General features: G+C 71.8%; 8 protein-coding genes. 4 read left to right on the top strand and 4 right to left on the bottom strand.

What is annotated here, in order from left to right:
* On the bottom strand, positions 1-1,422 hold a 1,422-nt coding region (locus ACSNOC_RS25620), incomplete at its 3' end, for a flavin-containing monooxygenase (protein WP_436749946.1).
* Between the two features lie 262 nt (positions 1,423-1,684).
* Between ACSNOC_RS25620 and ACSNOC_RS25615 the strand changes: the two genes are divergently transcribed.
* Positions 1,685-2,218 carry a TetR/AcrR family transcriptional regulator gene (locus ACSNOC_RS25615; RefSeq protein WP_436749945.1) on the top strand — a complete coding sequence of 178 codons (534 nt, stop codon included), beginning with the start codon at positions 1,685-1,687 and terminating at the stop codon, positions 2,216-2,218.
* 107 nt (positions 2,219-2,325) lie between these two features.
* Here ACSNOC_RS25615 and ACSNOC_RS25610 read toward each other — a convergent pair whose 3' ends face one another.
* The 3 genes from ACSNOC_RS25610 to ACSNOC_RS25600 form a co-directional block, all read right to left on the bottom strand.
* A complete protein-coding gene (locus ACSNOC_RS25610; RefSeq protein ID WP_436749944.1) occupies positions 2,326-2,931 on the bottom strand; it encodes a hypothetical protein in 606 nt (201 codons plus the stop codon).
* Between the two features lie 811 nt (positions 2,932-3,742).
* A complete protein-coding gene (locus ACSNOC_RS25605) occupies positions 3,743-5,254 on the bottom strand; it encodes a cytochrome P450 (protein WP_436749943.1) in 1,512 nt (503 codons plus the stop codon).
* Between the two features lie 124 nt (positions 5,255-5,378).
* Entirely contained in the window at positions 5,379-6,158 is a 780-nt protein-coding gene (locus ACSNOC_RS25600; RefSeq protein WP_436749942.1) for an SAM-dependent methyltransferase, read from the bottom strand.
* A 347-nt stretch (positions 6,159-6,505) separates the two neighbouring features.
* On the opposite strand from ACSNOC_RS25600, the gene ACSNOC_RS25595 reads away from it, so the two are divergent.
* From ACSNOC_RS25595 to ACSNOC_RS25585, 3 genes are all read left to right on the top strand, one after another.
* Positions 6,506-7,585 carry a DUF6081 family protein gene (locus ACSNOC_RS25595; RefSeq protein WP_436749941.1) on the top strand — a complete coding sequence of 360 codons (1,080 nt, stop codon included), beginning with the start codon at positions 6,506-6,508 and terminating at the stop codon, positions 7,583-7,585.
* An 82-nt stretch (positions 7,586-7,667) separates the two neighbouring features.
* Positions 7,668-8,204 carry a metallophosphoesterase family protein gene (locus tag ACSNOC_RS25590; RefSeq protein ID WP_436749940.1) on the top strand — a complete coding sequence of 179 codons (537 nt, stop codon included), beginning with the start codon at positions 7,668-7,670 and terminating at the stop codon, positions 8,202-8,204.
* Positions 8,205-8,298: 94 nt separating this feature from the next.
* Positions 8,299-9,306, top strand: a 1,008-nt coding sequence (locus ACSNOC_RS25585; protein WP_436749939.1) for a LacI family DNA-binding transcriptional regulator, incomplete at its 3' end; no start/stop codon positions are given.

Raw genomic sequence — 9,306 nt, 5'->3', positions numbered from 1 at the left:
GGTCGGGCGGAGGAGGGCGGCTTCGCCGTGGGGGGTGAAGTAGTAGCTGCGGGCGGTGGAGCAGTTGCCCAGGGAGAACACCGAGTCGGCGAGCCGGTCGGTCATGCGGGCGAGGAAGGCGTCGTTGGCCTGCCGGGTCACCTCGAACGTCGTCGCGCCGCGGTCGCGCAGCGCGGTGAAGAGCCGCTTCATGTGCTTCATCTGCGACTCGATCGTGGTGAAGTACGACAACCCGCTGTAGGAGTACGGGCTGTTGAGGCTGATCAGATTCGGGAAGCCGGGCACGGTCACGCCCTGGTAGGCCTGGAACCGGTGCTCCCGCCACCAGGCGCCCAGGTCCCGGCCGTCGCGGCCGGTGATCCCGATCGCGGGGAAGTTGGCGTCCCACAGGTTGAATCCGGTGGCCAGCAGGAGGGTGTCGATCTCCGTGCGGCGGCCGTCCGCGGTGACGACGGCGTCCGGCTCCACGCGCGCGATCGGCGTGGTCTCCAGGCGCACGTTCGGGCGGGTGAACGTGCGGAAGTAGTCGTTGGAGAACGTCGGCCGTTTGCAGCCGAACGAGTAGTCCGGGGTGAGCTTCCGGCGCAGCTCCGGGTCCTTCACCTGGTGGCGCAGGTGGACCCTCGCGAGCAGCTCCGCACCGCGGTTGGCCAGCCGGGCGCGGCGGTAGTGCAGGACGCCGACGACCATGATCGCTTCCAGGATCGTGGAGTTGACCATGCGGGCGGCGCGCTGGGTGGCGGGGACGCGGGCGAACAGCTCCTGCGCCAGCCGGGGGATGCGGCCGTCGAGTTTGGGCGTGACCCAGATCGGGGTGCGCTGGTAGACGGTCAGCTCGGCGGTCAGCTTGGCGACTTCGGGTATGAGCTGGACGGCGGTGGCGCCGGTGCCGATGATCGCCGCCCGGCGGCCGGTGAGGTCGTAGGAGTCGTCCCAGGCGGTGCTGTGGAGGATCGTGCCGCCGAACGTCCCGATGCCCTCGATGTCCGGGTGGTGGGGCTGGGACAGGAAGCCGGTCGCGGTGAGGAGATACCGGGCGGTCAGCGGCGGGCCGTTCCGGGTGCGGACCGTCCAGAACTGTCCCGCCGAGTCCCACCGCGCGTCCTCCACCACCGTGTTGAACCGCATGTGCCGCCGCAGGCCGTACTTCCGCGCCACGTGCGTGGCGTAGCGCTTCAGCTCCGTGCCCGGGGCGAACACCCGCGACCAGTACGGGTTCGGCTCGAACGAGTAGGAGTAGGTGAACGACGCTATGTCGACGGCCAGGCCGGGGTAGCGGTTGACGTGCCAGGTGCCGCCCACGTCCCCCTCGCGTTCCAGGATGACGAGGTTGTCGATCCCGAGCCGCCTGAGCTGGATCGCCGCTCCCATCCCGCCGAAGCCCGCGCCCACGATGATCGCGTCATACTGGGGCGGGGTCACCGCTGGTCCTCGCTTTTTGCGGGAGTGAGTGCGGAGGAGAGGGAATTGGCGCTTCGGGATTGCGGCACAGTGACTCCGGGCGCGTAGTGTTGCGGGAATACGTGGGTGATAGGATAGTACGATGGGGACTCCGGGGAGAGCGGCGGACAGCAGGGGAAGCAGCCCGGCTGTTGGGCGTCTGCCCAGCGGTCGGCATGGTCTGAGCCGGGAGCATGTCGCCTCCTCACAGCGTGCCCGAATTTTCCTGGCGCTTTTCGATGCCGTGGCCGAGAAGGGCTATCCCTCGACCACGATCGGTGATCTGGTCGAGAGGGCCGAGATTTCTCGCCGCACTTTTTACGAGCACTTCCCGAACAAGGAAGTGTGCTTTCTCACCGCCTTCGACGAGGCGGTCACGCAGGTGAGCGGCCGGATGATCGAGGCTCTCGAATCCCTGGCCAGGGACGACTGGCAGGAGCGTATCCGGCGGTCCTGGCGCGTCTTCCTCCGGGATCTGGCCGACAACCCCTCGGCCGCTCGCTCCCTGTACATCGAGACCTTTTCCGCCGGCCCCTCGCTCATCCAGCGCACCACGGCCGTCAACGCGGGATTCGCGGAGTTGTTCCGTGAGCTGCACCGCCGCGCACGTGCCGGTGACCCGGAGATCCGGGAGCTGCCCCCGGCGGTGTTCGACCTCTACATCGGCGGCACGGCGGAACGGATCCGGGACTGTCTCCACACCCGGGGCGCCGCCGCGCTGCCCGAGCTGGAGGACCTCTTCGTCGACACCGCGGTCATCCTGTTCGGGAAGAGCTGAAACGGACGGTCCGCCGACGCAAGCCGGCGGACCGTCGCGCCGGGGTGGGGCGTCGGCCCTGTTCCGACGCCATGCAGGTCACCCCTTGACGCGGCCCGCGCCGTTGCCTAGGCCGCGCCCGCCAGGTCGATGCTGATCGAGTGTTCGGGCCCGACGACCAGGGCGTTGATGATCGCCGTGTCGACGCCGCAGTCGGCGAACTCGGGCAGGTGGTAGGTGCCGGTCAGCGTGCCGCCCTCGGCCGGGAGGAAGCTGTCGTCCGACGTGAGCGTGATCGCCACCGGAGCCGTCGTCTCGCAGTCCGGCATCGGAATGCCGAAGCCGAAGTGGCCGACCTCCGTGATCCGGACCGAGAATTCACCGGAGACGTTCACGATGCCGTCCTGGTAGGTGCCGGACAGCTCGCCCACCTGATCGATCTTGACCTTGGCGTGCGTCGGCAGGAAGCCGAACAGGTTGAATTCCGTGGTGGATTCGGGAAGAGAGATGTCCGCCGTCAGATTCCCGGTGTCGAGATCCAGTTCCACCTCGGTCGGCCCGGGGCCGAGCGGGACATCGGCCTCGAGACCGGCGAGGTGGGTGGAACCCGTGGCCGTGTAGGAGAGTTCCGTGGGGGCGGCGGCATTGCCGAGGGGTGCTGCTATGAGAAGAGCGCCACAGGCGGCGACCGCGGCGGCTCCCGCGCTGAATGACCGCGACACGCGAATGCGCATGAAACTGCTCCGATCAAGAGTCAGAAACTTTCTCGTACATGAGGTACGGTAGAGTTTCTGAAGTGTGCGGGTCAAGCGGCCCCACGACGGCCGAGGAGAATTCATACAGCCCGCGCAAAGCCCGCCCGGCGATGCGCGGAATCTGACAGACGCGGACCTGGCCCGCCTCCGGCCGGGCCGGACGGACTCGGGCGCTTCGCGCCGCTCCCGGGGTGCCGGTCGGTGTGCTGGGCACATGGGGCGGCGTTCTCCAGGCGCGGCCAGGGCCCCGGCCCACGGGGAAACGTGGTGGCCGGTCCTCGTGGGCCTGTCGTGATCGGCCGCACGGGGAGTGTGCTGACAGCAGGTCGGAGCGGGCGGTCCGACTCGGGTGGCTTGGCCCGTCTTTGCCGCGGCGCTTCGGCGTGGACGCCCTCGACCGACTCGTCGGACTCGGTCGCCTCCCGCATCCGGCCGCCCCTGGGCACGGCGGCCGGCACGTGGACTGCGGACCGGCCCGGCCGCGGGTCGCGCGGCCGGGCGCCGCTGATGCTGATTCCTGGTCTCCGGCATCGGTGCCCGGAGCGCGCCGACCGGGAACGATGCCGGCTTCTGTCGGGACGTCCCCGTGGTCCCGCGGCCCGTCGCCCTCGACCGGTGGTTGGCGCTGGTCACTGGGCAGGCCGGTGACGGTTGCCTCGGCCGTCCGTTCCTGGCCCACGCTGACCCGGCCCCCGCCGCTGCCGACCGGCCCGCCGCACCTCGACTGCCGCGACGGGGGCCGCGCGGCGCCCGCCGAGTGCGCGGTGCGGTGGGCCCTGGCCGCGGCCCGTCAGGGGGCGTGGTGGACCGGGCAGCCTGTCGGGGCCGGGGCCGGGGTTGATTCCTCCGGGGTCCCGGGGGCCGCCGGTGGGGTGGTGGGTTTGCGGCGGGACGGGATCAGGGTGAAGCCCTCGGGCATCAGGGTGAGGCGTTCGGAGACCGTGAGGCGGTAGTCGGCGTGGTCGTGCAGGTTGTAGCGGCGCAGCAGCAGGCCGAGCACCAGGGTCGCCTCATGCAGGGCGAACTGGCGGCCGATACAGGCCCGTTCGCCCGTGCCGAACGGCTTGAACGCGTGGCCCGGCCGGGCCCGGACGCGCTCGGGGAGGAAGCGGTCGGGGTCGAACCGCTCGACGTCCTCGCCCCAGGCGGACGGGTCCCGGTGCAGCGCGGGCACCAGCACCAGAGCCGAGGCGCCCTTGCGCATCGGGTACTTGCCGCCCAGGACCGTGTCCTGGCGCGCGGCGCGGGTGAACGCCGGGGCCGTGGGCCACAGGCGCAGCGCCTCGTCGAGCACCCGGCGCACGTAGCGGAGCTTGCTGACCTGCTCGTAGCCCGGGTCGCCGTCCGGTCCCCAGACCCGGTCGACCTCCTCCTGGGCGCGGGCCATGACCTCGGGGTGCTTGGCCAGGTAGTACAGCGCGAACGACAGCGCGCCCGACGTCGTCTCGTGGCCCGCGACGAGGAAGGTGATGACCTGGTAGCGGATGTTGAGCGGATCGAGCCGCTCCCCGGTGGCGGGCTGCGCGGTGTTGAGCATCAGGCCGAGCAGGTCGTCGGTGCGGGTGTCGCCCTGCGCGGTGCGCTCGCGGATCACGTCGTCCACGGTCGCGTTGAGGTAGTCGCGGTGGGCGAGGAAGCGCCGCCGGATCGGGCGGGCGAGCACCGGGCCGAGCAGCGGCAGGGTCGCGACGCGGAGCTTGATCACGGCGCTGAGCCCGTCGACCATGGCGGTGACGAACGGGTGCGGCTCGTCGCGCTCGAACGACCGGAAGTCGTAGCCGAACCCGGTGTGCGCGATGGTCTCCAGCGTCAGCTTCGTCGTGTCACCGGTGACGTCGGCGGGCGTGCCGGCCTGCGCGTGGCCGTCCCAGACGTGCATCAGCCGGTGGGCCATGGCGAGCATCGTGGGGTGGTAGCGGACCATGGCCTCGCGGGTGAAGGCGGGGGCCAGGATGTCGTGGGCGCGCTGCCAGTTGGGCTCGTTGCCGTACGCGGTGAACAGGCCGTCCCCGGCCACCGCGCGCAGGCTCTGCACGGCGTTGGTGACGTACTTGACGAAGCGCTTCTCGTCGGCCAGCTCGGTCACCAGGTCGGCGCCGGTGACGAACACGACCTCCAGGCCGAAGATCTTGCGGCGGAAGATCGGGCCGAGCTCGCGGGCGATGCGGAGCGAGTCCTGCACCGGGGTGGTGAGCGACGAGCCGATCACGTCGCCGAGCACCGGGAGGCGGCGCGGCGGGTGCGGTATGCGGGCGAGTTCCGGCCAGCGCTCGGCCGGGGTGCGGACAGTCGTCGTCGCCATGGTGGTGCTCCGATGCACTTTATTGAACCGGGTTCAGTAAAACTGTGCGCGCCGGGTTGAGCCCATGTCAAGTAACGCGGATCACACCGGTCCGCGCAGGGGGGAGGAGCCGGGGGCTGAGGGGTCAGCGCTTGCGGCCGACGCCGCCCACCATCAGGCGCTGGGCGACGGGCAGCGGCTCCTGGACCGGCGCGTCGGGGCGCCACATGACCAGCGGCACCAGGCCCGGGTCGAGCAGGTCGAGGCCGTCGAAGTAGGCCGCGATCTCCTTCGCCGTCCGGAACCGGCCGGTGCCGAGGGAACGCCGGAACGTCTCCTGCAGCTCCCACGCGTCCGGGCCGATGTCGCAGAAGTGGGTGATGACCAGGTGGCTGCCGGGCGGGACGGCCGCCATGTAGGCGTCCACGACGCGGGCGACGGCCTCGTCGTCGCGGAAGTGGTGCAGGATCCCGACGAGCAGCACGCCCACGGGCTCGGACAGGTCGATCAGCCGCCGCACGCCGGGGTCGGCCAGGACCTGCTCCGGCTCGCACAGGTCGGCGGTGACGACGGCGGTGGCGTCGTTCTCCTCCAGCAGCGCGCGGCCGTGGGCCAGGACGATGGGGTCGTTGTCGACGTAGACGACGCGCGCCGAGGGAGCGTGGCGCTGGGCGACCTGGTGGGTGTTGTCCATCGTGGGCAGGCCCGCGCCCAGGTCGAGGAACTGCCGGATCCCGGCCTCGACGGCCAGGTGGCGGACGGTGCGGCCGAGCATCGCGCGGTTGGCCCAGCCCAGATCACCGATGCCCGGGGTGATCCGGCGCAACTCGTCGGCCACGGCGCGGTCGGAGGCGTAGTTGTTCTTGCCGCCGAGCACGGCGTCGTAGGCGCGCGCGATGCTCGGCACCGTCACGTCGATGCCCATGACCGGTTCCTCGCCCGTCCAGTGCCCGGCCCGCTCCGCCACTCCGGTTCCCCTCGTCGCTTCGTCGCTTCGTCCGGCGCTGATCCGCCCAGGCTAGCCCCGGAGTCGCGGCGAACGCGTGGGTAACGCGTCAAGTGGTATGTGAAGGAAGGGTGTTGACGTGGCGGCGGTCGTGGGGGCGGCGTTGCCGACCCGAGCGCTCCGCTCCGCGTGTACTCTCCGTGGACGACGGGGAGTCGTGCGCCGTCCCGGCCTGTCCGGGGGCGCCGTCCGTGCTGTGTCCCCGTCGCAGAAGCCCCTGGTCAACAGGGGTACGGGGAACCACAGTAGGACAACGGAGACCACATATGTCCATCGGGACGAAGAGATCTCGACTCGCCCTGGGAGCCGCCGCCCTGGGCCTCCTCGCGACCGCGCTGACGCCCGGCGCCGCCACCGCCGGGCCGGGCGCCGCGGAGGAGGCGGAGGGCCGGAAGCAGGTGCTGTTCCGCGACGACTACGACAACGGCTTCCTCACCGGCCAGGGCGGCAACTGGCTGGTGACGGGCGACGAACAGTGGCCGGCCGGCGACGGTGTGCCCACCACCTCGGACGGCGTGCTCACCGTGACGCCCACGGGCACCGACCCCGCCACCGGTGACCCGGCGTTCGCCCGGACGTACGAGCAGCAGCCGGACGGCAGTTCGCTGGACCACATGAAGTGGCTCGCGTTCCCGCAGCGGTTCACCAGCACCGGCCAACTCGGCTTCGACATACCCGACACCGGCTCCATCAGCTGCGAACACCGCCTCTCCGGCGAGACGTTCGGCACCGAGAACCACCCGTTCGGGGACGCGGTCACCGACCCGCGGTCCGACCTGCGGCTCGCCGCCGTCGGCATGGTCAGCGGCGACGTCCGGAGCAACGCCATCGCCGACTTCTGGGTGACCGACTCGGTCATCTACGCCATGTACGAGCGGCTGCCGAGCCCCGGCGCCACGTACGCGTCCTACACCTACGCCGTGCCCGTCGCCACCCGCACCCCGGGCCGCGCGCACGACCTGGAGATCCGCTACGACCAGGGCGGCCGGCGCGTCACCTGGTTCGTGGACGGCCGCCAGAAGCTCCAGACCGACCGGATCGGCACCCGCGCCTTCGACCGCCGCCACCTGATGCTCGACCACGGCGGCACCGAGGAGCGGCTCACCCTCGACCAGATCACCTGCGGGCTGGCCATGGCCACCATCCTCGACGGCGCGCTTCCCGGCTCTCCCGGCGGCGACGGCCTGGTGGCACTGGAGAACACCCCCGACTTCTACTTCGACCCCCGGCAGGGGGCGCCCGTTCCGCAGACGTTCCAGGACCCGGCGAGCCTGCCCGGCAACCGGCTGTGGGGCCAGGGCGCCGAGCTGAACGTCGCCTGGAGCCAGGTCGTCCTGCGGCAGTGAGCGACACCCCGGGCCGCCCGGCCGGCACACCGGCCGGGCGGCCCTGCCACCCCCGGCACCCGCCCGGCGGTACGGTCGCCGGGTGCGCTTGCTGCTGATGTCCGACACCCACCTGCCGAAGCGCGCGCGACGCCTGCCGGACGGCCTGCTGGCGAGGGTGGCCGACGCCGACGTCGTCATCCACGCGGGGGACTGGGTCGACGTCGCCACCCTCGACCTGCTCCAGGAGCGCTCGCGGCGGCTGATCGGCGTGTACGGCAACAACGACGGCCCCGCCCTGCGCGCCCGGCTGCCCGAGGTGGCCCGCGCCGAACTGGGCGGCCTGCGGTTCGGCGTCGTCCACGAGACCGGTCCGGCCCAGGGGCGCGAACGCCGCTGCGCCGCGCGGTTCCCCGATCTCGACGTGCTGGTGTTCGGCCACAGCCACATCCCGTGGGACACGACGGCACCCGGCGGGCTCCGGCTGCTGAACCCCGGCTCGCCCACCGACCGGCGCCGCCAGCCGTACCCCACCTGCATGACGGTCGAGATCTCCCAAAACCGGTCGCCGGTCGTCGAGTTGCACCGTCTGGACCCGCCGGGCCGACCGGCGCGGCCGGATCTCGTCCCACCCCCTTGACGGCAGAGAAACACGGGCGCAACATCTGGGAACGTCCCGGTTGCTGGAAACGTTTACAGCGCCCGGGATCCGAGGTGACGAGGGGGCAACGGGCATGCCGAACGGCGTACAACCCACCATTGTGTCGATCGCCGAACACGCGGGCGTCTCCATCGCCTCCGTCTCCCGCGTCCTCAACGGCCAGGGCGGGCGCCACGACACGGTCCAGCGCGTGCGGCGCGCCGCCGCCGAGCTGGGCTACGTGCCCAACGCGGTGGCCCGTTCCCTCAAGGACGGCCGGACCCGGCAGCTCACCTTCGCCATGCCGGACATCGGCAACCCGGTCTACGTGGCCATGGTCCGCGCGATCCAGGCCGTCACCAAGGCCGCCGGGTACCGGCTGCTGCTGCACTCCACCGACGCCGTCGCCGAGGACGAGCTGGCCGTGCTGCGCAGCCTCGGCGACCGCACCAGCGACGGGCTGATCATCTGCCCCATCCGCATCACCGACGCCCACATCGAGGCCCTGACCTCGGCCGCCGGTCCGGTGGTGGTCATCGGCTCGCTCCCCGACGACGTGCCCGTGGACAGCGTCCGCGCCGACTCCGTCGCGGGCGCCGCGATCGCCGTGCGGCACCTGACCGACACCGGCCGCCGCCGCATCGGCTTCGTCAACGGCCCCTCCGACACGGTCCCCGGCGGCAACCGCGACCAGGGGTACCGGGCGGCGCTGGCCGACCGGGGCCTGCCCTACGACGACGCGCTCGTCGTGCACACCGCGTTCGACATCGACTCCGGCGCGGCAGCCGCCGAACGGCTCCTGCCCGCTCGCCCCGACGCGCTGTTCTGCGCCAACGACCAGCTCGCGCTGGGCGCCGCGCACGCCCTCCTGGCGCGCGGCGTGCGGGTCCCCGAGGACATCGCCGTCGTCGGCATGGACGACAGCACCCTGGCCCGCGCCGCCTGGCCGCCGCTGACCAGCGTGGACCTCGGCTCCTCCGAACGCGGGCGGCTCGCCGCCGAGTTGCTCCTCGACCGGCTCCGCGACCCCGAGCGCGACGGCGACGGCCGCGCGGCCCAGCTCGACGGCGCGCAGCGCGTTGCGCCGGATCTCGGTGTGCTC

This window comes from Streptomyces sp. URMC 129, assembly GCF_051386415.1.
GTDB lineage: Bacteria > Actinomycetota > Actinomycetes > Streptomycetales > Streptomycetaceae > Streptomyces.
The sequence above is the reverse complement of the archived record's forward strand: the minus strand, read 5'-3'. Positions and strand labels throughout refer to the sequence as shown.

Bases quoted from the DNA above. Each gene is read 5' to 3' on its own strand.
- ACSNOC_RS25595 (WP_436749941.1), top strand. From the start codon at position 6,506: ATGTCCATCGGGACGAAGAGATCTCGACTCGCCCTGGGAGCCGCCGCC.
- ACSNOC_RS25610 (WP_436749944.1), bottom strand. From the start codon at position 2,931: ATGCGCATTCGCGTGTCGCGGTCATTCAGCGCGGGAGCCGCCGCGGTC.
- ACSNOC_RS25600 (WP_436749942.1), bottom strand. From the start codon at position 6,158: ATGGGCATCGACGTGACGGTGCCGAGCATCGCGCGCGCCTACGACGCC.
- ACSNOC_RS25605 (WP_436749943.1), bottom strand. From the start codon at position 5,254: ATGGCGACGACGACTGTCCGCACCCCGGCCGAGCGCTGGCCGGAACTC.